Raw genomic sequence first — 20,915 nt, 5'->3', positions numbered from 1 at the left:
GTGTGAACAACGAAGACCACAAGAGCCAGGGCGGCATTGACGAACGCGAGAAGCGTCGGAAGATGCACCCTCATCGCCCGACCTCCCCGTTAGGCTCGGAAGTGCCAACAACCCCACCTAACGAGGAGGAAGATCCTTGATCGCACTGACAATGAACGGCGCAACATGGCAGATCGACGATACGAAGCACGATGTCGCAGAAGTCACGCAACTGATTCACAAGCACGCTGGAGGGAAGACCTGGTTCTTCCTCGCGAACGGGAACACGCTTCACCTCGGCCTTCCGGAGCACCCGGAATATGCCATCGAGACTGATGCCGTTTCCCACTAATTCGCCCAACTCCCAGTGAGTGACCGCTGCGGGGCACACTCCGACGACCTTCCGATAGTCGGGCGTGCCTCGCAGCGCATCGGCGACCTCGACGATGCTGAAGTAAACGAGCGCGCTCACGCTCCGACCTCCTCGCCCATGTAGAGGATCCGGAGGCCGATCGGGCAGCCGTCCGCTTCGAGGCGGTCCACGTCCTCAATGCTCCAACGCCGGGAGCCGTTGATTTTTCGCGACACTGCGGGAGCCTGGACGCCGAGGGTCTTCGCGATATCGACTTGCGTGAGGCCGAGGGCCTGCATGTAGCGGCGAACCTCATCACTGATGATCGCCTGCTTGCTGATCGTTTTCATGCACAAAACGTATTCCGCAATGGCATGTGTCAGGCCGTTTGGTCCCGGCGTGTCGCGTAACAGGGTGGTGCGTAACCTTCCAAAGCGGAATAGGCTATGTACATGACAACGATGACGATCGCCCCCGAGGGGCTTGATGTAGTGCAGGTTGTGGCTTCGAACATTCGCGCCGAGGCGGCACGACGCGGACTCTTCCAGTCCGACATAGCCGACGCCCTTGGCGTGCAGCAAGCGACGATCTCGAAGCGTTGGAGGGGCGGGAGGGCGTGGCCGCTCGAAGACCTCGGCCCCGTTGCCGACCTCCTCGGCGTTTCAGTCGCGGATCTGGTCACTCCGCATGGTGAAGCGGATGGTAGGCCCACCGGGACTCGAACCCGGAACCCACGGATTAAAAGTCCGCTGCTCTACCATTGAGCTATAGGCCCGCGCGGCAGGTTCCGCGCTTGTTCGGCGATGCCGAAGCGGTCGTGCGACCACCGTCATTGTAGACGGAACGGCCGGACTCGGTGGACGGCGCCTCCGTGTCGACGCCGTCCCCGGAGATTCCGCCTCAACCCCGCAGACCCGCAGCCGCCTCGTCGATCTCGGCTCGGCTCGGACAGGTCGCCGGCCCGCGCCTCGTCGTCGAAAGCGCGCCCGCGCAGTTCGCGAGGAGAAGGGCCTCCTCGAGCGGGACACCGCTCGCCCACGCCGCGCACAGCACACCGGAATGGGCGTCTCCCGCGCCGTTCGTGTCGATCGCCTCGACCGAGGGCGTGGGGATCCGCTCGACTCGTCCGCCGCGCGCGAACCAGGCGCCCTCCGGGCCCTTGCGCAGGACGAGGTCGGAGCCGAGACGCTCGGCGAGGCGCAGGGCGAGGCCGGCGGTCCCTTCCTCCCCGTTCGGTCCCTCCCCGGTCCCGCCCTCGGCGATCCCGAATCGGGCGGCGAGGATCGCGGCCTCGCGCTCGTTCACCGACCACAGGGGGTGCAGGCGCCTGAGGATCTCGATCTGCTCCTCGCTGAAGTCCGCGACGAGCGGGCCGACATCGGCGAGGACGCGCAAGCCGCTCCCGGCGTGCGCCTCGGAGAAGCGGGCCAGCGCCCGCGTGTTCGCGACATGGCTGAAGGAGTAGCCCGAGATGTAGATGACGTCCTCGGGCCCGGGGACGATGCCGGTGAAGGCGTCCTCCGGCTCCATCGTCTCCGCGCCCCGCGTCGACACGAAGGTCCGCTCCCCGCCCTCTTCCGTCAACGCGACGCAGATGCCCGTATCGGCACCGGGGATCGTCGGCCCGGCCGCCTCGACCCCGAGGCGGGCGAGGGCGTCACGGGCGAGCTCGGCGAAAGGGCCGTCGCCGAGGGCTCCGTGGTAGATGATCTCCGCGTCGAGCCGTCGTGCCGCGTAGATGACGTTGAAACCGCCACCGGGCGTGAGCATCGCCGAATCGGCGAAGACATCGCCGCCGCGGTCCGGCAGACCGGTGATGCCGAGGGCGAGGTCGATGACGACCTGGCCGAGGTGGTGAACCCTTCCGCTCATCGTGCAGCTCCTTCGTATGCCGTGCGCGAGTCCCGGGATGACGCCCTCAGTCGCAAGAGGGCGTCGGCCCGTTCCGATACGCTCAGCGAGTTCACCGTGCGAACGGTGTCCCACCACTGCTCGGGCCACGCATCCGTCCCCGTCGTGGCGCCGAGGACGGCACCCGCGATCGCCCCGATCGTGTCGGTGTCACCACCGAGGTTCGCAGCCGCGAGCAGCGCCTGATCCGGCCGATCGGCGTAGCGATGAACGAGGGCGAAGGCGCAGGGGATCGATTCATTGGATTCGACGGAGGTCCCGATGCGTGCGCGAAGGGCCTCGAGGAAAGCGGCCTCCTCCAAGGGCGAATCGGAGAGGGCGAGCGCCTCGTCGAGACGGTCGAGGACCTTCGCCTTCGGGCTCCATTCGCCGACATCACCCAAGGAGGCCACCAGCGCGCGGGCCCCGACGATCGCATCCTTCGACGAGGACCCGTCGAGCCCGATGCTCACTGCGGCTGCGACGAGCGCCGCCGAAGCGAATCCGGGAACCGTGTCATGGGTGACGCGGCAGCTGGAGCGGACGCCCTCGGCGAAACGCTCGGCGTCCTCCCACGAGAAGGCGATGCCGATCGGCGTGACCCGCATCGCCGCGCCGTTCGTCGTCCCGGTCTTGCCGGTGGTCGTCGGATCGGCGCCCGCGCGCACGGCTTCGAGGGCGACCTTCGTCGAGGGGCCGAGGAGGTCGAGGGATCCGCGTGCGATCATCTCGTCCTCCCATTCCAGGAGGAGTGCGGCGAATCTGGCGGGCGGGATCGCGCCCTCGGCCTCGATGAGGAGATCAGCGAGGAGAAGCGCTTGCTCAGTGTCGTCCGTGATGCTCCCCGCTGGCATCGAAGGGGCGACGGGCTGAGCGGCGGAGGCGTCGATGAGGCCGAGAACGCGCCCGTATTCGCCTTCGATGTCCGCTGGGGACATCGACTGAGTCGGCATCCCGAGAGCATCGCCGAGGGCGAGGCCCATGAGGGCGCCCTCGGCACGGTCGAGATCCGCGAAGGCCGATCGCGCGCGTCGTGTGTCGGTGGACAACATCGTCATGCGGTAACCGTATAGGCGCGAAGGTGCATGTACAAGGAAGAAGCGCGCCTCAGAGGCTGCCCGGCATCGCATCCGCGTCGAGGCGAGCGGAGCGTCCGGTGCGATCGGGGGAGTGGCGGGGAGGCGGGAAGCCTACAATCGACCGGACGAGTGCGACCCCACGCCGAGCGGAGGAGCGGAAATGCCCGGTCATGATTTCAAGCGCCCCAGGCGCCCCGCCATGCTCGGCCCCGCAACCGCAGAAGCGATCATCGGCGACGAGGATCCGGCGGCCTCCTCCGCCCTCGCCCACTCGAGCGCATGGGCGCTCATGGGGGTCGGAGACGAGGACTTCGACATCGAGGCGATCGGCCGCCTTCGCGCCCTCGTCCGCGGATCCGGAGTCGATGCGATCGCCCACCTGTGGGCGCGCAGCCCCGAGTTCACTTTGCCGGGCGCCCTGTGGAGGCTCTACCTGCTCGTCGAATGGTGCGAGAGGGACAGGGCCCTCGCCTGCGCCCTCTACGACGCGGGGACGAGGGCGGACATCGTCCCCGGACTCGAGCGCCCCCTCGAAGTCCGCCCCCTCGAGTCGATCCTCGACGAGGCCGAAGCCCTCCTGCGGGGCGATCTGAGCGACGACGAGCTCGACCACGTCCTCGCCCAGGCTTCCATCGCCCTTCGCCTCCTCGCGGCCGGCGAAGGCGGGAACGGGGACTGGATCACCGACCCGAATGATCCTCTCGCCCATGCGGTGACGACGCGCGCCCGCGCTTTCCTCGCGACCGCCGAAGAACTCGACATCGCGGCCCGCGAAGCCCGCGTCGGCGCCCTCGACTGAGAAACCGCCGCTCGCAGTCTCAGTCCCCTCCACTGGCCAGCGAGGACGCTCCTGCGCGCCTACGATCGAAGGCGGATGCGCCAGTGCAGGTTACGAACTCGAAGGGACGACGCATGTCCGAGACCGCGCGTGAATTCTCCGCCCCCGACGCCTCCTGGCCGCTTCCGGTCGCCGACGCCCCCGAGAGTCCCTGCGCCCCCGAGGCGAAGCGGCAGTCCTCGGTCGAGGGCGCCAGGGCCGAAGAGATGTTCGTGCCTGCGGACGAGGCCGGACTCGTCGGCGTCGAGCACGAGGACTCCGAGTATGAGGACGAGGCGCGGGCCTTCGAGCCTCTGCCGCCGGCCCTCACCACCGAAGTGGACCTCTCCGCGCCGCTCGGAGAGGACGAACCCCTGCCCAAGGGCCGTTTCGCCGACAGGGAGATCTCGTGGATGGCCTTCAACCAGCGCGTCCTCGAGCAATCCGAGGACGTCGAACTGCCCCTCCTGGAACGCGCGTGGTTCTCCGCGATCTTCTCCTCGAACCTCGACGAGTTCTACATGGTCCGCGTCGCCGGCCTCAAGCGCAGGATCGCCGCGGGGATCGCGAAGAAGACGGCGTCCGGCCTCGAACCCCGGCAGGTCCTCGAGGGCATCCAGGTGAGGACCCGTGAACTCGCGGCCCGCCAGGCCGAGGACTTCCAGACGGAGATCCTTCCCGCCCTCGACGCCTCCGGAATCCATCTGCGCAGGTGGGATGAACTGGATGAGGCGCAGCACGCGACCCTGACCCGCTACTTCCGCCGCCGGATCTTCCCCGTGCTCACGCCGCTCGCGGTCGACCCCTCGCACCCCTTCCCCTACATCTCGGGCCTGTCCCTCAACCTCGCGGTCGTCGTGCGCAATCCCCTGAGCGGAAAGCTCCACTTCGCCCGGGTCAAGGTTCCCCAGTCCCTGCCGCGCCTCATCAACGTCGACACGGCGCTCGCGGGCGGGTCCGTCGAGGATCGCGTGCAGGCCGAGGGCGGCGCGGTCTTCATCACCCTTGAGGACGTGGTCCGCGCTCATCTGGAGCACCTCTTCCCCGGTGTCGAGATCGTCGAGGCTCACGGCTTCCGCGTCACCCGCAACGAGGACCTCGAAGTCGAAGAGGACGACGCCGAGAACCTCCTCACCGCGATGGAGGAGGAGCTCCTGCGCCGCAAGTTCGGCCCCGTGGTCCGCCTCGAGGTCGAGGAGACCATCTCCGATTTCGTCCTCGACTTCCTCGTCGAGAAGCTTGAGATCTCGGCTGCGGATGTCATCTCCTTGCCCGCGCCGCTCGATCTGACCCTGTGCAATGAGCTCCACGACCTCGACCTCGCCGACCTCAAGTACCCGAAGTTCGTCCCGGTGACCGCCGCGGGCCTGGCGGAGTTCGAATCGTCGAGGGCGGGGGACGTCTTCGCGAAGATCCGCGAGCACGATGTCCTGCTTCACCACCCCTATGATTCCTTCGCGACCTCGGTTCAGGCCTTCATCACGCAGGCGGCGCGCGACCCGCACGTCCTGGCGATGAAGCAGACCCTGTATCGGACCTCCGGGGATTCGCCGATCGTCTCGGCGCTGATCGAAGCGGCCCGCTCGGGCAAGCAGGTCGTCGCGATCGTCGAGATCAAAGCGCGTTTCGACGAGGAGGCGAATATCGGCTGGGCGCGCAAGCTCGAAAGGGCCGGCGTGCACGTCGTCTACGGCATGGTCGGTCTGAAGACGCATTGCAAGCTCTCCCTCGTGGTGCGTCAGGAGGCCGATGGGCTGTGCCGCTACTGCCATGTCGGCACGGGCAACTATCATCCGAAGACCGCGCGCGGCTATGAGGACCTCGGGCTGCTCACCTGCGACCGCGAGGTCGCTCAGGACCTCACGCGCCTGTTCAACCAGCTGTCGGGCTATGCGCCGCGTTCGACCTTCCACCGTCTTCTCGTCGCGCCCCTGTCGATCCGCGACGGCCTCATCGAACGGATCGATGCTCAGATCGCCCGGAAGAAGGCGGGCGAGGAGGCGTGGATCGGCGTCAAGGTGAACTCCGCGGTCGATGAGAGGGTCATTGACGCCCTGTATCGGGCCTCGCAGGCGGGGGTTCCGGTCGATGTGCAGGTGAGGGGCATCTGCGCGCTGCGGGCAGGAGTGCCGGGGCTGTCTGAGAACATCAGGGTCCGCTCGATCCTCGGCAGGTACCTCGAGCACTCGCGCATCTACGCCTTCGGGCCGAAGGGGGCCGAGGAGGTGTGGATCGGCTCGGCCGATCTCATGCACCGCAACCTCGACCGGCGCGTCGAGGCGCTCGTGAGGATCGCGGATCCGGAGCAGGTCGCCTATCTTGCCGATCTGGTTCGGCGCGGTGTCGATCCGATGACGGCGTCGTGGGCGCTGAAGAAGAACGGCAAGTGGAAGCGGCGTCAGTTCGATGCCTCGGGTGAGCCGTTGTCCGATTTGCAGGTGGAGCTCATGGAGGAGGCCTCCGCCCGCGTCATCGGCCGCTGACCCCTCCCCTCCTTCCCTCCTTCGCCGAAGTCATCACTTTTCTTCGCCGAGGTCATCACCTTTGTTCATCGAGGAGATGCGGTGCCCTCCTCCCCACCGCCTTCTCGGATGCTCAGACAGGGTGTCGACGTCAGCTCAGCGCCGCGGCACGAGTTCCCGCCACGAGGTCGAATTCGCCGGAACCGCATCGTCAACAAGATCCCCTCGACGCGAAGAAGTGATGACCTCGGCGCGACAAGGTGATGCTTTCGGCGCAGAAAGGTGATGACCTCGGCGGGAGAGGCGGAGGGGGTCAGTTTCTTCCGGGGTCGCCGTCAGCGGGCGGTTCCTCAGCGGAGGGATCGGCGGCGGTCGTGTCGACTGCCTCGCCCTCGACGATGTCCGTCCGCTCGATCTCGATCGTGAGCTTCGCGAGCGGGGCGCCGATGGCGGCGGCGGTGCCCGCGACGAGGGCGGCGAAGGGGTTCCACAGCACCGCTGCCGCGCCGACCGCCGCACCGAGATTCATCGGGATCGACGCGAGTTCCCGGCCGTGCTCGTCCCTGAGGACGATCTTGCGGACGGAACCGTCGGCGATGAGCTTCTTCACCGTGTCGGTGAGCTCGGAACCGAGGATCTGGATCCTCTCGTAATACGTGTTCGAGTCGGTCATCGTGGGGGTCCTCCGCGTCGGTGGTCCGGATACGCCAACGATAGACGGGATTCGCATGCCGCGCGCTCCGGGTTCTAAGGCGTGCGACGGTCGGGGAGCGGCCGGTAGGCTTACGGGGTGCCCCGTCTTGTCCGTCCCTCTCCGATCCCCTCGCGGCTGGTCCGTGCCGCCGGCGCCCTGGTCTGGCGTTTCACCGATCGTGAACGCCAGGTCCTGTCCGGTGAGCGCATCGATCCGAAGGACATCGAAGTCCTCATGGTCCACCGTCCGCGCTATCACGACTGGTCGTGGCCGAAGGGCAAAGCTGAGGCGAACGAACCCATCCTGAGCGCGGCCGCGCGCGAAGTCGAGGAGGAGACCGGGAAGGTCGTCGCCCTGGGCGCCCCGCTCACCACCCAGCGGTACCGCTTGGGATCGGGGCAGACGAAGGAAGTCCGGTACTGGGTGGGCACGCTCGTCGACGCATCGGAATCGAACCCGGATCCGGCGGCCAGGACGCGCGCTCCTGTGAAGCAGGCGCCTTCCAGTGAAATCGACCAGACGCGCTGGGCGTCGCCCTCGCGCGCTGACGACCTGCTGACGAGGCGCGGAGATCGCCGCCTCCTGTCCGAGTTGGTCGGGCGCGCCCAAGAAGGCAAACTGGTCACCTCCTCGATCGTCCTCCTCCGTCACGCGAAAGCGGTGTCGCGTCAGGCCTGGAGCGGGGGAGAGGAGTCGCGGCCGCTCACGCGGCTCGGCGCGCGCCAATCGCTCGATCTGGTTCCGCTCCTGTCCGCGCTGGGCGTCGATGAGGCCTACTCCTCCCCTTGGACGCGCTGCATCGACACCGTGGCGCCGTGGGCGGGCATCGCCGGGGTGGAGGTGCACTCCTGTGACGCGCTGAGCGAGTGGGTGGCGCAGGAAGATACGAGGGCGGCGCAGGCCGTCATGGCCGATCTCCTTGAGAGGGCGCACCCCCGTGCGGTCATCAGCGTTCACAGGCCGACGATCCCCCTGCTCCTCGAGCCCCTGAAGGCCGTCGCGCCCTCGGGCCTTCTTCGCGCATTCCCCTCGGAGAGCCCGTGGCTGTCGACGGCAGACATGCTCGTCGCACACGTCGAGCGTTCGAAGGCCCAGCCGGCCCTCCTCGCCCTCGAGAGGCACGGGACCCGCACGAAGACCGTCCTGGGATTGAACTGACACCCGCCGGGAGTGATCTCTCTCACCTGCTCGTTCACCCTCCGTTCACCCTCAACGGGGAATCGCGTCAACTCCGGTCTTTATCGTCGGGTTCGGCCGGGGTCGTCCGGCACCGATGATGCGCCGCCCGAAGGGCGGCAGAACGGAATGAACGCTCATGTCGCTCCCCACCAGCTTCTCCCGCTTCAGCGCCCTCGCCGGCGCGGCCGTCCTCATCACCTCGCTCGCCGCATGCGGCTCCGCGAACTCCTCCGACACGCAGTCCGACGCCGGGGCGTCCGGGGCGTCCGCGGGGGAAAGCGCCTCCCTGAGCGGCAATCTCGCGGGTGCCGGCGCCTCCTCGCAGGAAGCCGCGATGGAGGCGTGGAAGGCGGGATTCGCCGCCGTGCAGCCCGATGTCGCGGTCTCCTACGACGCGGTCGGCTCCGGGGCGGGCATCACCCAGTTCGCTGACTCCCAGGTCCTGTGGGCGGGTTCGGATGCGCCGCTCGAGGGCGAGGAGATCGAGGCGGCGAGGGCCCGTTGCGCCTCGCCCGCCTGGGCCCTGCCCGTGTACATCTCCCCGGTCGCGGTCATCTTCAATCTCGAGGGCGTCGATGCGCTCAACCTCGATGCGGCGACGATCGCGAAGATCTTCACCGGCGAGATCGCGAAGTGGAACGATCCGGCGATCGTCGCCTCGAATCCGGGCGTCGAGCTTCCCGACCTCGCGATCACCCCCGTGCACCGCTCCGACAAGTCGGGCACGACGGAGAACTTCACCGATTACCTCCACGAGGCGGCCCCCGAGGCGTGGGCCTACGATCCGGCGAAGGAATGGCCGATCGAGGGCGGGGAGTCCGGCGACAAGACCGCCGGCGTCGTCCAGGCCGTCACCGAGGGCGAGGGGACGATCGGCTACGCGGATGCCTCCCAGGCCGGTGACTTGGGCACCGTCGCCCTCGGAGCCGCCGACGGCACCTTCGTCTCCTTCTCGAACGAGACCGCTGCGGCCGCCGCCGACACGGCCTCCCCCGTCGAGGGACGCGAGGCGAACGACATCGCTCTCAAGGTCAACCGGGTTCCCGCGACGAACAACGCCTACCCGCTCGTCCTCGTCTCCTACTCGATCGTCTGCTCTGCCTACGCCGACGCGAACGAGGCCGCTCTCGTCAAGGCCTTCGTCGGCTATCAGGTCTCCGAGGAAGGCCAGCGGATGGCCGCTGACAATGCCGGTTCCGCTCCGCTTTCGGCCGCCATGACCGCGAAGGTCCGCGCCGCGCTCGACGCCATCAGGTGACCGGCCGGTCCCGCCGGAGCCGATGCCCGGCGGGACCGCCAGCGCCCTCGCCTCCGCCCCCAAGGGAACTCGTTCATGAAAAGCACAGGCAAGGCCGGGAACCTGGTCTTCAGCTCCGTGTCGACGGCAGCCGCGGTCATCATCCTCGCGACCCTCGCCGCGGTCGCGGCCTTCCTCGTCCTCGAGGCGTGGCCCGCGATCTCGGATACCGCCGCGGCCTTCAAGATCCAGGGATCGCCCGGGCCGGTGTCGATCTTGAGTTTCACGCTTCCGCAGCTCTTCGGCACCGTCCTCGCCGCCGCGATCGCGATGCTCGTCGCCGTCCCCGTGTCCGTCGGAATCGCCCTGTTCATCAGCCACTACGCGCCCCGCGCGCTCGCCCAGGTCCTCGGCTACCTCGTCGATCTGCTCGCGGCCGTCCCCTCGGTCGTCTACGGGCTCTGGGGCGCGATGTGGCTCATTCCTCTGCTCAAACCGGTGTGGACCTGGCTCAACGCCCACATGGGATGGTTCCCGCTCTTCGCCGGCGAGGCTTCGCCGACCGGCCGCGTCATCGCCTCTGCCTCCCTCATCCTCGCCGTCATGATCCTCCCGATCATCACCTCCGTCTCGCGGGAGGTCTTCCTCAAGACCCCGCCGCTCCACGAGGAGGCCGCCCTTGCGCTGGGCGCCACCCGTTGGGAGATGGTCCGCATGGCCGTCCTGCCCTTCGGGCGATCCGGAATCGTCTCGGCCTCGATGCTCGGCCTGGGCCGCGCCCTCGGCGAGACCATGGCGGTCGTCATGGTCCTGTCCGTCGGCTCCTCCTACTCCTTCCGCATCCTCGAGGCCGGCAGGCATTCGACGATCGCGGCCAACATCGCCCTGCAGTTCCCCGAGGCGACGGGCATCAACCGTTCCGCCCTCATCGCGACCGGTCTCGCCCTCTTCGCCATCACCCTCGTCGTCAATTCGGTCGCCCGCTGGATCGTCGCGCGCAGGGCCGAGTTCTCAGGAGCCAATTGATGACCGCCCGCGCCGTCCTTCCGCCCTCCGCGACTCGCGGCCAGAAGCTCTTCATTTCGGACGATCCGGGTTGGGACCGGATCCGCGCGTGGAAGGACCGGGCCGCCCGGATCGGCGTGTCCTCGGCCTTCCTCCTCGCGATGATCCCCCTGGCTTCCCTGATCTGGACGGTCCTGTCGAGGGGCTACCTCCGGCTCACGCCCGCCTTCCTCGCGACGGACATGGTCGGTGTCTTCGGCGGCCTCGTGAGGGGCGGCATCGCCCACGCGATCGTCGGCACTCTTCTCGTCACCCTCCTCGCGGCCCTCATCTCCGCGCCGATCGGCGTGTTCACGGCGATCTATCTCGTCGAGTACGGGCGGGGCGGGCGCCTGGCCAGGGCGACGGGATTCTTCGTCGATGTCATGACCGGCATCCCCTCGATCGTCGCGGGCCTCTTCGCCGCAGCGCTTTTCACGGCCTGCGTCGGACCGGGGTACCGTGCGGGAATCGTGGGCGCGGTCGCGCTCTCCGTCCTCATGGTCCCGACCGTCGTCCGCTCCTCCGAAGAGATGCTCCGCCTCGTCCCCAATGAGTTGCGCGAAGCCTCCTACGCCCTCGGCGTGCCGAAATGGAAGACGATCGTCAAGGTCGTTCTGCGCACCTCCGCCGCCGGGCTCACGACCTCGATCATGCTCGCGATCGCCCGCGTCATCGGTGAGACCGCGCCCCTGCTCATCACGGTCGGCTTCATCGAGAAGATGAACGTCAACCCCTTCGACGGGCGGATGATGACCCTGCCCGTCTACGTGTACCGCCAGTACTCCCAGGGCGCGGCGACGTGCCGTGCGGGTGTGGAGAACTGCGTGACGACGATCAACGAGGAGAGGGCCTGGGCCGCCGCCCTCGTCCTCATCCTCCTCGTGATGATCCTCAACGTCATCGCCCGCCTCATCGCGAAGGCCTTCGCGCCACGGGGCGGCCGTTGAATCCGGGAACGCCCGAGCCGGCCCCGGAACCGGAACGCCCGAGTCGGCCCCGGAACGGGAACGCCTGAACGCCGCCCCGGAATGCAAGACGCCCCTATGCCCCTCACTCACTCCAAGGACATCCCATGACGAAGCTCATCGACATCACGAACGAGAAGATCTTCTACGGCGACTTCCTCGCCGTCGACGACGTCACCGTCCAGATCCCGGCGCGCTCGATCACGGCGCTCATCGGCCCTTCGGGCTGCGGGAAGTCGACTTTCCTCAGGACCCTCAACCGCATGCACGAGGCGATCCCGGGCGCCCGCGTCGAGGGCCGGGTCCTCCTCGAAGGCCAGGACATTTACGCGAAGAACGTCGATCCCGTCCAGGTCCGCCGCCACGTCGGAATGGTGTTCCAGCGCCCCAACCCCTTCCCGACGATGTCGATCGCCGAGAACGTCCTCGCGGGCGTCACCCTCAATTCCCGCAAGCTCAAGAAGGCGGATGCGGAGGAGCTCGTCGAGGAGTCGCTGCGCGGGGCGAACCTGTGGAACGAGGTGAAGGATCGCCTCGACAAGCCGGGGTCGTCCCTTTCGGGCGGCCAGCAGCAGCGCCTGTGCATCGCCCGCGCGATCGCCGTGCGCCCGGCCGTCCTCCTCATGGACGAGCCCTGCTCGGCCCTCGACCCGATCTCGACGCTGGCGATCGAGGATCTCATGACCGAGCTCAAAGACGAGTACACGATCGTCATCGTCACGCACAACATGCAGCAAGCGGCGCGGGTTTCCCAGAAGACCGGCTTCTTCAACCTCGAGGCCGCGGGCAAGCCCGGGAAGCTCGTCGAGTTCGACGATACCGGGAAGATCTTCTCCCATCCGGCCGTGAAGGCGACGGAGGATTACATCTCCGGGCGCTTCGGCTGAACCGGGGCGCCCTGCGGGGCCTGCGCCGTGCAGGCAGTCGGCCCCGCCCTCGGCGGTCCTCCCGGAAACGGGGAGCGGGCCGAGAGCGGGGCCGAGGGCGACTGTGCGCGGGCCGAGAGCGGGCGGCGCCTACAGCCCGGAATCCTTGACGGAGGACGTGAGCGTCTGGGCGTCCATCGCGTGGACGAGGCACACGATCGTGCGATCCCCCTCGGCCCAGGAGCTCTGCGTCGGCGTCAACCATGTGACATCCAGGTTCGAGCTCAGGTAGGGCGCGCCGACGTATCCCTCGAAGGAGTCGACGCAGGCGGTTTCGGCCTGCGCGGACAGCGCCTGCTCCCCGGGGAAGGCCGCGTCCGCGTCCTGCGGGTCCGTGGGGACGAGGGCGGAGACCTCCGCCTCGTGGGAGGAGGTGCATGCGGCGCTCGTGATCGTCGTCGCTTGGGAGGCAGTGGGCAGTTGCAGGCAGTCGCCGACCTTGAGGTCGAGGACGGATGCGTTCGCGCACGCGGCCAGAAGGGGCATGACGAGGACGAGGGCGAGGCCCTGTCTTGCGCGTCGACGGGGGAGTCGGACGGTGAGCCGGGCGGTGGGCCGGGCGGGCCGTGTCGTGAGCATTCGATCCATTTCCGGCCGGATCAGACCAGCTGGATGAGCCAGTGGACGAGGTAGAACATCACAGCTGCGACGCCCGCGGCCGCCGGCAGCGTGAGGAACCAGCCGCCGACGATGTTGCCCGCGACGCCCCAGCGGACGGCGGAGAAGCGCTTGGTCGCGCCCACGCCGAGGATCGCCGAGGTGATCGTGTGCGTCGTCGAGATCGGCGCGTGCAGGACGAATGCGGACAGGTACAGGACGACCGCCGACACGGATTCGGCGACGAAGCCGCGAGCCGGATCGAGGTCGATGATCTTCCTGCCGAGGGTCCGCATGATCCTCCAGCCGCCCGAGTAGGTGCCGAGCGAGATCGCCGTGGCGGCCGCGAGCTTGACCCACAGCGGAACGGTCATGTCGCCGGTCACCGGATCGAAGATGTTGTGGTGCTCGCCGTAACCGCCTGCGACCAGTGCCATGACGATGACGCCCATCGTCTTCTGCGCGTCCTGGAGGCCGTGGCCCAGTGCCATCGCCGCAGCGGAGATCGTCTGGAGGATCCTGAATCGGCGCATCGTCCGGTGGTACGGGAGGTTCCTCAGGGCGACCATGAGGATGCGCATGAGGACGTAGCCGATGAGGAAGCCGACGACCGGCGAGGCGAACATCGGGATGATGACGTGATCGAGGATCCCCATCCACTGGACCGCCGTGGAGGAGGCGAGGCCCGCGCCGACGAGGCCGCCGATGAGGGCGTGGGACGAGGAGGAGGGCAGGCCGAACCACCAGGTGATGAGGTTCCACACGACGGCGCCGATGAGCGCGGCGAGGACGATGACCAGGCCCTCTCGTTGCATCGTGATGTCGGTCGAGGCCGTGTAGTGGGAGATGTCGATGATCCCCTTGCCGATCGTCTTGGCCACCTCGGTGCCCAGGAGGGCGCCGATGATGTTCATGACCGCGGCCATGAGGAGCGCCACCCTCGGGGTGAGTGCGCGGGTCGACACGGAGGTCGCGATCGCGTTCGCGGCGTCGTGGAAGCCGTTCGTGTAGTCGAAGCCGAGGGCGATGACGATGACGAGGGTGACGAGGATCAGGTTGAGATCCACGGTCTCAGGACTCCTTCACCGCGATCGTCTCGATCGCGTTCGCGAGGTCCTCGAATGCGTCCGACGCCTTCTCAAGGACCTCGATGAGGTCCTTGAGCTTGATGACCATGATCGGGTCGAGTCCCGAATCGAAGACGGCGGTCAGTGCGCGGCGGTAGGTGAGGTCGCCTTCGTTCTCGAGGCGGTTGATCTCGACCCAGTAGTCGCGCAGGTCGAGCGGCGACTTGAGGCCGGGGATCGACTGGGCGGTCTGGTCCGCGCAGCGGGCGAGGATGTCGATCTGCTCGGCGAGGAGGGAGGAGACCTGTTCGGGCAGCTCGTCGATCCCGTACATGACGAAGAGGTCGCAGGCCTCGTCGATGAGGTCGAGGCAGTCGTCGAGATTCGAGCCGAGGAGTCCGAGGTCCTCGCGATCGAAGGGGGTGATGAAGGTCTGGTTCACCAGGCGCGCGATCCGGTGGTTGATCTCATCGCCGGAGTGCTCGACCTCGTGGAGCTGGTCGCGGATCGCGATCCGTTCCTGTGCGGAGGCGCCGAGGACTGACGCGAGGAGCGCGGTTGCGGACACGAGGTTCGCAGCCTGCTGGGAGAAGAGGTCGAAGAAGGACGGGCCGTCAGCGGCCTTGCGGAATCCCACGATATTCCTCCTGAAGAGTGAAGAACGCATGTCTGCGCGGTTACAGACTAGGGCAACTCCCGGCCTGTGCGTACTGCGCCGGGGCTCGCAACGCCGCGGGCAGGCCATCTGTGAACCGTTGCACATTCGTCAACGGGACCATTCGCCCGCGCGATCTGCCTCACGATCGGGGATGATGGAATACGTAGATCAGGGGCGTGACCGCGCTCCGGAATACCGAGTGCCTCAGGAGGCAAAATGTCCGTGACCGAACAGGATGTGCGCGCAGCCGCTCCGTCCAACGCTCCCGAAGACGTCCTCAAGTGGGTCGCCGAGATCGCAGCGCTGACGACGCCTGACGCCATCGAGTTCTCCGATGGTTCGCAGGAAGAGTGGGATCGCCTCACCTCCCTCATGGTTGAGACCGGTATGTTCACCAAGCTCAACGAGGAGAAGCGCCCGAACTCCTTCCTCGCCCGCTCCCTCCCCTCGGATGTCGCGCGCGTCGAGTCCCGTACCTTCATCTGCTCGGAGAAGGAGGAGGACGCAGGTCCGACGAACCACTGGGCCGATCCGGCCGAGATGAAGGCCATCCTCAAGGAGAAGTTCACCGGCACGATGGCCGGTCGCACGATGTACGTCATCCCCTTCTCCATGGGCCCGCTCGGCGGTCCGATCTCGCAGCTCGGCATCGAGATCACCGACTCCCCCTACGTCGTGTGCAACATGCGCATCATGACTCGCATGGGCAAGGCCGCGATGGACCTCATCGCCGAGGGCAAGCCGTGGGTTCCCGCCGTTCACTCCGTCGGCGCTCCGCTCGCCGAGGGGCAGGCCGACACCACCTGGCCCTGCAACGAGGAGAAGTACATCACCCACTTCCCGGAGACCAATGAGATCTGGTCCTTCGGCTCGGGTTACGGCGGCAACGCCCTCCTCGGCAAGAAGTGCTTCGCGCTGCGCATCGCGTCGACGATGGCCCGCCGTGACGGCTGGATGGCCGAGCACATGCTCATCCTCCGCCTGACCCGCGAGGAGACCGGCCAGCAGTTCCACGTGACTGCGGCCTTCCCCTCGGCCTGCGGCAAGACGAACCTCGCCATGCTCCAGCCCACGATCCCCGGCTACAAGGTCGAGACCGTCGGCGACGACATCGCGTGGATGCGCCCGGGCCCGGACGGCCGTCTGTACGCGATCAACCCGGAGGCCGGCTTCTTCGGCGTCGCCCCGGGCACCTCGTACGACACGAACCCGATGGCCATGGACACCATGCGCGCCAATTCGATCTTCACCAATGTCGCGCTCACCGATGACGGCGACGTCTGGTGGGAGGGCATCGACGGTGAGACCCCGGCTCACCTCATCGACTGGCACGGCAAGGACTGGACCCCCGAGTCCGGCGAGAAGGCCGCCCACCCGAACAGCCGCTTCACCGTTCCGGCCTCGCAGTGCCCGATCATCTGCGAGGACTGGGAGGCTCCGCAGGGCGTCGCGGTCGACGCGATCCTCTTCGGCGGTCGTCGCGCCACGAACGTGCCGCTCGTTGCCGAGCAGTACGAGGCCGCTCACGGCGTCTTCATCGGCGCTTCGGTCGCCTCTGAGGTCACCGCTGCGGCGACCGACGTCAAGGCCGGTTCGCTGCGTCACGACCCCTTCGCGATGCTGCCCTTCTGCGGCTACCACATGGCCGACTACTGGGGTCACTGGCTCGAGATGCAGGCCGAGCTCGGCGAGAAGTTCCCGAAGGTCTACCAGGTCAACTGGTTCCGCAAGGATGAGAACGGCAAGTTCATGTGGCCGGGTTACGGCGACAACTCGCGCGTTCTCGACTGGATCGTCCGTCGTGCGGCGGGCGAGGTCGAGGCCGTTGACGGCGTGACCGGTCGCTACCCGAAGTTCGAGGACTTCAACCTCGAGGGCCTGGACATCGACGAGACCGTGTGGGCCAAGCTCTTCGAGATCGACCTGGATGCGTGGTCGGCCGAGATGGACGGCACCGAGGAGTACTTCGCCCAGTTCGGCGATAAGCTCCCGGCCGCCATCACCGAGCAGCTCGGCAAGTTCCGCGATCGCATCGCGGCTGCGCGCGCCTGATCTCATTGACGAGGGCGGTGCCCTGCCCTGAAGCGGCGGGGAGGCCGGACCCTGGTTGTTGAGAGCCCGGCGGGGGCGAGGATCTTCGGATCCTCGCCCCCGTTGTTTTTCCGGGTCCGTGCCGGGTGTGCTTCCTATCCGCGCGCGATCTGGGAATTTTGTCCTACATCGGACAATTCACATTTTCGCCTCGGTTCAACGAAATGCTGGTTCTGGGCATCCTTTAGATGGTAATCTAGTTGCGAAACGTTGACTCGATTTCCTCCAATGGTCTCGGGTGGGCGTGTGTATTTATCGGAAGGAAGGTCGTCTGCTGTGAAGATGACGATGAGAATGAAACGCGGACTCGTGCCGCTCGCGGCCTTGGCGGTCGTTGCGGGTTCGATGGTGGTCGCGCCATCGACGGCTTGGGCCGCCGGTGGGATCGACAATGAAGAAGCCATGGGCCAGAAGGGCTGGCTTGGCCCCACGGCCGCCCCGGCCACCCCCACGGCGGATGGCGCGCAAGTTGTGGCAGCCTATGACGCGAGTTACAGCCCGATTGCCGAGACCTACACGATCAATGGCGTGAGGGCGGACACGAAGACTCCGCCGACCGTGGTGCCGACTGGAGAAGAGTTCAAGAAGATTCGAGCGGCTTGTCAGACCGCGATCAATGGACTGACCGCCGGTCAGGGAGCGCCGTGCGAGGGCGTAACGCGGACGCTGACGCTGACTTTCGATAAGCCCGTGCTCGATCCCTACTTCGTTCTGGGCAGTACCGCGGGCGGCTCGAGACACCTCCCCAACGGTGGCACTACGTACTACCCCGGAGCTCTTAACCAGGTCACTCACGTGGCGGAGAAGAAGCCCTTGTGGCTTAACCTCCTCTGGGACAACATTCGCGTGACCGCGATCAACGGCAAGAAGCCGACGGAGCGCACCGCGAACCTCATTGTTGAGCCAAGCAAGCAGTTTGCTATCAGCTACGACCAGCAGGGCAGTCTGAACTTCTCCCTCATGACGGACAAGTTCATGGAGATCACGCCCGAGCAGCGGAAGGCGCTCATCGACGGGGGAGGAAAGGTTCCCGCAGACGCCGCGAACATCAAGTGGATGCTCGGGTGGGATAGCGATGGGAGCGTTAGCCCCGTGTGGGACGATATGCGCCAGCGTTTCCAGGTTCCGGGTTACGTCTCCTCGATGACTATCGAATATCAGCCGAACGTGTACGTGGCTGTCGAAAAGGAGAGCAAGAATGGGGGCGTCACCGAGCAGAACGGCTACAAGCCCTGGCATAAGGCCGCTCTTCCTCAGGCTGATATCTCCCTCGTGAAGACCTTCGATCAGACCGAGGTCAGGCCGGGTGAGGAGCTCACCTGGTCGCTCACGGTGAAGAACACCAGTGACAAGCAGCCGCTGCACGGCTACGTGCTCAAGGACCTCATTCCCGAGCTCATCGACCCGGCGACCGTGTCGATCACCAGCCAGCCTGCGGGCTCGGCGGTGATCGGCGGCGGCACCTCCGAAATCACGATGACCAACGTCCCCGCGGGCCACGCCATCGATCCGGCGACCGGCTACATCTCGGCCCAGGGCGGCACCGATCAGACGGCGGCCGTCCCGGTCGTCCTCGCCCCCGGCGCCAGTGAGACCTGGACGATGAAGGGCAAGACGAAGCTCGAGGAGACGACCGCCGCCAAGACCTGCGGCGCGGGAGCCGCTCCGGCGACGATCACGAACACGGCGAAGCTCCTTCCGGGCATCCACGATCCCAACCTCGCGAACCCGGATACGAACAACACCTCCATCGCCTCCGTGAACATCGCCTGCGATCCTGCCGAGTTCACCTTCGAGAAGACGGCGACGCCTTCCGACGATGATCTCGAGATCGGCGACACGATCACCTACACCTTCACGGTGACGAACACCAGCCAGTGGGTGACCCTCAAGGACTACACGATCAAGGATGAGCTCGAAGGCCTCTCCGAGATCACCTGCCCCGCCGACAAGACCCTCGCCCCCGGCGCATCGCAGAAGTGCACCGCGACCTACAAGGTGACGGAAGCCGATGCGAAGGCCGAGAAGGTCGTCAACAAGGCGACGGCGACCGTGGTCCCCAAGGGCAACGTCCCGGAGGACCCCCAGCCGAAGGACTCGGAAGTCACCACGCCGATCGACTACCGCGGCTCCGTCGTCGTCAAGTACAAGGACACCGAGGGCAATGAGATCAAGGCCCCGGTGACGGACGAGGACAAGGTCCTGGTCGGCACGCCTTACGACACGAGCGACGAGGGCGATAAGCCCACTGAGATCGTGACGGACGACGGTGCGAAGTACGTGCTCGTTCCCTCCAAGACTGAAGGCGCTGAGAAGGGCTCCGTCGTCAAGGGCGACACCGTCGTGACCTACGTGTACCAGAAGGTCGCGAACTGGGTTCCGATGATCCCGGGCAAGCCCCTGAACGAGGACCCCAGGCTGCCGTACCCCTTCGATCCGGAGAACCCGGATAAGCCGATCGTCCCCGGCGGCGACCAGGTGATCCCCTATGTTCCGGGCTTCACCCCGCATGATCCGGGCACGAATGAGCCGCTCAAGCCGGTCGACCCTGCTGATCCGCAGAAGGGCTACGTCCCGCCGACGCCCGACAAGCCCGGCAACGACACCTACATCCCGTACGTTCAGGACAAGCTCGGCTCGGTCGTCATCAACTACATCGACACCGCCGGCAACGTGATTCAGCCTCCGGTCACTGACGAGAACAGCGTCTCGGTCGGCACGAAGTACGACACCACGGACGAGGGCGATAAGCCCACTGAGATCACGACCGCCGACGGCACCAAGTACGTGCTCGTCCCCTCCAAGACCAACGGCGCTGAGACCGGCGAGGTCACCGAGGGCGTGACTTCCGTGACCTACGTGTACCAGAAGGTCGCGAACTGGATCCCGCAGATCCCGAACGTCCCGGAGACCGAGTACCCGAAGGTTCCGTACCCCTTCGATCCGGAGAACCCGGACAATCCGATCGTCCCCGGTCCGAATGATGTCATCCCCTTCATCCCGGACTTCGTCCCGGTCGATCCGAAGACCAACGAGCCCCTCAAGCCCGTGGACCCCGAGGATCCGATGAAGGGCTATGTCCCGCCGACGCCGGAGAACCCGGGCGTCGACACCCCGATCCCCTACGTCGCCCTGGGCTCGGTCGTCGTCAAGTACACGGATACTGAGGGCAATGAGATCAAGGCGCCGGTGACGGACGAGGACAAGGTCCCGGCCGGTACGAAGTACGACACGACGGACGAGGGCGATAAGCCCACGGAGATCGTGACGGAGGGCGGTACCAAGTACGTGCTCGTCCCCTCCAAGACCACGGGTACGGAGAACGGCGAGGTCGTCGCCGGCGAGACCGTCGTGACCTACGTGTACCAGAAGGTGGCGAACTGGATTCCGCAGATCCCGGGCGTTCCGGAGACGGAGTACCCGAAGCTGCCGTATCCCTTCGATCCGGAGAACCCGGATAAGCCGATCGTCCCCGGTGGCGACCAGGTGATCCCCTTCGTCCCCGGTTACACCCCCGTGGATCCGAAGACGAATGAGCCGCTCAAGCCGGTCGATCCGACTGATCCGAAGAAGGGCTACGTCCCGCCGACGCCGGAGAACCCGGGCGTCGACACCCCGATCCCCTACGTGTCGAACCCCGACACCCCCGGCGGGGATACCCCCGGTGGGAACACGCCCGGCAACGGTACTCCGGGGACTTCGACGCCGTCCTTGAAGGGCGCGCTCGCCAAGACCGGTTTCGCCGGGGCGGGTCTCGCCGCTGTGGCGGTCGCCTTCCTCGCCGCCGGTGCGGTGGCGCTCGGCGTGAGGCGTCGTCGCCGCTGAGTCGGTACTGACCGATAAGGTCCTGTGCTGCGGCCCCCGGGCATTACATT

17 protein-coding genes, 1 tRNA gene and 1 pseudogene are annotated in these 20,915 nt (G+C 66.8%); 10 read left to right on the top strand and 9 right to left on the bottom strand.

What is annotated here, in order from left to right; translation table 11 throughout:
* Window positions 1-70: 70 nt before the first annotated feature.
* Both ACQY7V_RS02940 and ACQY7V_RS02935 read right to left on the bottom strand, forming a co-directional pair.
* Complete coding sequence (locus tag ACQY7V_RS02940) at window positions 71-451, bottom strand: hypothetical protein (protein WP_428638831.1); 381 nt, start codon at window positions 449-451, stop codon at window positions 71-73.
* Window positions 448-681, bottom strand: coding sequence for a helix-turn-helix domain-containing protein (locus ACQY7V_RS02935; RefSeq protein ID WP_428638829.1), 234 nt, complete (start codon window positions 679-681; stop codon window positions 448-450). The genes ACQY7V_RS02940 and ACQY7V_RS02935 overlap by 4 nt, the downstream gene beginning before the upstream one ends.
* A 96-nt stretch (window positions 682-777) precedes the next feature.
* Here ACQY7V_RS02935 and ACQY7V_RS02930 point away from each other — a divergent pair.
* Window positions 778-996: pseudogene (locus ACQY7V_RS02930) on the top strand (helix-turn-helix domain-containing protein); the annotation flags it as partial.
* A 35-nt stretch (window positions 997-1,031) separates the two neighbouring features.
* Here the strand turns inward: ACQY7V_RS02930 and ACQY7V_RS02925 are convergent.
* The 3 genes from ACQY7V_RS02925 to ACQY7V_RS02915 form a co-directional block, all read right to left on the bottom strand.
* A tRNA-Lys gene (locus tag ACQY7V_RS02925) sits at window positions 1,032-1,106 on the bottom strand.
* Window positions 1,107-1,231: 125 nt separating this feature from the next.
* The gene (locus tag ACQY7V_RS02920) at window positions 1,232-2,203 is read right to left on the bottom strand and encodes a PfkB family carbohydrate kinase (protein WP_428638827.1); all 972 of its coding nucleotides are present in this window, start codon (window positions 2,201-2,203) and stop codon (window positions 1,232-1,234) included.
* Window positions 2,200-3,279, bottom strand: a complete 1,080-nt coding sequence (locus ACQY7V_RS02915; RefSeq protein ID WP_320836084.1) for an ADP-ribosylglycohydrolase family protein — start codon at window positions 3,277-3,279, stop codon at window positions 2,200-2,202. The genes ACQY7V_RS02920 and ACQY7V_RS02915 overlap by 4 nt, the downstream gene beginning before the upstream one ends.
* Window positions 3,280-3,460: 181 nt before the next feature.
* Between ACQY7V_RS02915 and ACQY7V_RS02910 the strand changes: the two genes are divergently transcribed.
* Both ACQY7V_RS02910 and ACQY7V_RS02905 read left to right on the top strand, forming a co-directional pair.
* Entirely contained in the window at window positions 3,461-4,099 is a 639-nt protein-coding gene (locus ACQY7V_RS02910; RefSeq protein ID WP_320836083.1) for a hypothetical protein, read from the top strand.
* 113 nt (window positions 4,100-4,212) lie between these two features.
* On the top strand, window positions 4,213-6,600 hold the full coding sequence (locus tag ACQY7V_RS02905; protein WP_428638824.1) for an RNA degradosome polyphosphate kinase: 2,388 nt from the start codon (window positions 4,213-4,215) through the stop codon (window positions 6,598-6,600).
* A gap of 292 nt (window positions 6,601-6,892) precedes the next feature.
* Here ACQY7V_RS02905 and ACQY7V_RS02900 read toward each other — a convergent pair whose 3' ends face one another.
* Window positions 6,893-7,252, bottom strand: coding sequence for a DUF4342 domain-containing protein (locus ACQY7V_RS02900; protein ID WP_235361869.1), 360 nt, complete (start codon window positions 7,250-7,252; stop codon window positions 6,893-6,895).
* A gap of 117 nt (window positions 7,253-7,369) precedes the next feature.
* Between ACQY7V_RS02900 and ACQY7V_RS02895 the strand changes: the two genes are divergently transcribed.
* From ACQY7V_RS02895 to pstB, 5 genes are all read left to right on the top strand, one after another.
* Window positions 7,370-8,431: an NUDIX hydrolase gene (locus ACQY7V_RS02895; RefSeq protein ID WP_428638822.1), complete on the top strand. Its 1,062-nt coding sequence runs from the start codon at window positions 7,370-7,372 to the stop codon at window positions 8,429-8,431.
* A gap of 157 nt (window positions 8,432-8,588) precedes the next feature.
* Window positions 8,589-9,710: a phosphate ABC transporter substrate-binding protein PstS gene (gene pstS, locus ACQY7V_RS02890; RefSeq protein ID WP_428638820.1), complete on the top strand. Its 1,122-nt coding sequence runs from the start codon at window positions 8,589-8,591 to the stop codon at window positions 9,708-9,710.
* A 75-nt stretch (window positions 9,711-9,785) separates the two neighbouring features.
* On the top strand, window positions 9,786-10,715 hold the full coding sequence (gene pstC / locus ACQY7V_RS02885) for a phosphate ABC transporter permease subunit PstC (RefSeq protein ID WP_303843100.1): 930 nt from the start codon (window positions 9,786-9,788) through the stop codon (window positions 10,713-10,715).
* Complete coding sequence (gene pstA, locus ACQY7V_RS02880; RefSeq protein WP_428638818.1) at window positions 10,715-11,683, top strand: phosphate ABC transporter permease PstA; 969 nt, start codon at window positions 10,715-10,717, stop codon at window positions 11,681-11,683. The genes pstC and pstA overlap by 1 nt, the downstream gene beginning before the upstream one ends.
* A 125-nt stretch (window positions 11,684-11,808) precedes the next feature.
* The gene (pstB, locus tag ACQY7V_RS02875) at window positions 11,809-12,588 is read left to right on the top strand and encodes a phosphate ABC transporter ATP-binding protein PstB (protein ID WP_235361874.1); all 780 of its coding nucleotides are present in this window, start codon (window positions 11,809-11,811) and stop codon (window positions 12,586-12,588) included.
* 129 nt (window positions 12,589-12,717) lie between these two features.
* On the opposite strand, the gene ACQY7V_RS02870 is transcribed toward pstB, so the two are convergent.
* The 3 genes from ACQY7V_RS02870 to ACQY7V_RS02860 are packed head-to-tail and all read right to left on the bottom strand — an operon-like array spanning window position 12,718 to window position 14,928.
* On the bottom strand, window positions 12,718-13,215 hold the full coding sequence (locus tag ACQY7V_RS02870) for a septum formation family protein (protein WP_428638816.1): 498 nt from the start codon (window positions 13,213-13,215) through the stop codon (window positions 12,718-12,720).
* Window positions 13,216-13,226: 11 nt separating this feature from the next.
* The gene (locus tag ACQY7V_RS02865; RefSeq protein WP_235361876.1) at window positions 13,227-14,291 is read right to left on the bottom strand and encodes an inorganic phosphate transporter; all 1,065 of its coding nucleotides are present in this window, start codon (window positions 14,289-14,291) and stop codon (window positions 13,227-13,229) included.
* Window positions 14,292-14,295: 4 nt separating this feature from the next.
* Window positions 14,296-14,928 (bottom strand): DUF47 domain-containing protein, encoded by a 633-nt coding sequence (locus ACQY7V_RS02860; RefSeq protein ID WP_235361877.1) that lies wholly within the window; start codon window positions 14,926-14,928, stop codon window positions 14,296-14,298.
* A 237-nt stretch (window positions 14,929-15,165) separates the two neighbouring features.
* Between ACQY7V_RS02860 and ACQY7V_RS02855 the strand changes: the two genes are divergently transcribed.
* The gene (locus ACQY7V_RS02855) at window positions 15,166-17,001 is read left to right on the top strand and encodes a phosphoenolpyruvate carboxykinase (GTP) (RefSeq protein ID WP_320785610.1); all 1,836 of its coding nucleotides are present in this window, start codon (window positions 15,166-15,168) and stop codon (window positions 16,999-17,001) included.
* Between the two features lie 321 nt (window positions 17,002-17,322).
* A complete protein-coding gene (locus ACQY7V_RS02850; protein WP_428638813.1) occupies window positions 17,323-20,865 on the top strand; it encodes a DUF7507 domain-containing protein in 3,543 nt (1,180 codons plus the stop codon).
* Window positions 20,866-20,915: the final 50 nt, after the last annotated feature.

Origin of the sequence: Schaalia sp. (genome assembly GCF_050312375.1) — a bacterium.
GTDB lineage: Bacteria > Actinomycetota > Actinomycetes > Actinomycetales > Actinomycetaceae > Pauljensenia > Pauljensenia hyovaginalis.
Note: the sequence above shows the minus strand (reverse complement) of the source record. Positions and strands in the feature narration are given on the sequence as shown.